This is a genomic window from Acinetobacter sp. 809848 (assembly GCF_000581275.1).
Taxonomy (GTDB): domain Bacteria; phylum Pseudomonadota; class Gammaproteobacteria; order Pseudomonadales; family Moraxellaceae; genus Acinetobacter; species Acinetobacter pittii.
Genome location: NZ_JEXG01000181.1, coordinates 1 through 568, shown reverse-complemented (window position 1 = coordinate 568; position 568 = coordinate 1). Strand labels below are relative to the sequence as shown.

Below are 568 nucleotides of genomic sequence, written 5' to 3'. Positions count from 1 at the left end.
GCAATCACCAAATTCGCTTCACCAGCCTTAATGGCACGAGCAGCAATGGCAATCGCATCGAGTGAAGAACCACATAGACGATTAATGGTGGTTGCGGGCACCTGATACGGTAAACCTGCAAGTAGTGCTGACATACGACCGACATTACGGTTATCTTCACCGGCTTGGTTGGCACAGCCATAAATCACATCATCGACCTGTTCCCAATCTACATTTGGGTTACGCTGCATGAGCGCTTTAATCGGCACAGCACCAAGGTCATCGGCACGGACAGGTGCAAGGCCACTGGCATAACGGCCGAATGGAGTACGGATGGCATCGATGATATAAGCGTTTTTTAATGTCATTCCCTACTTCCTTACCCTTGAGTCGCATCAATCAGAGTTGCACCCGTTAAAGCCTGTAACTCATCAAAGCTAAGACCTTCAACTTTCTCAATCACCTTTAAACCATCTTTAGTCACGTCAATCACACATAGGTCGGTGTAAATACGGTCAACGCATTTTTTACCCGTAACCGGATAAGTTAGCTCAGCCACAATCTTCGGCTCACCTTGCTTGGTCACATG

2 protein-coding genes are annotated in these 568 nt (G+C 47.5%); both read right to left on the bottom strand.

Going from position 1 to position 568, the window contains the following annotated elements; translation table 11 throughout:
* A partial coding sequence (locus J536_RS24675; protein WP_032064353.1) for a beta-ketoadipyl CoA thiolase occupies positions 1 to 347 on the bottom strand: 347 nt, incomplete at its 3' end.
* Positions 348 to 358: 11 nt separating this feature from the next.
* A partial coding sequence (locus J536_RS24670; protein ID WP_032064352.1) for a CoA-transferase occupies positions 359 to 568 on the bottom strand: 210 nt, incomplete at its 5' end.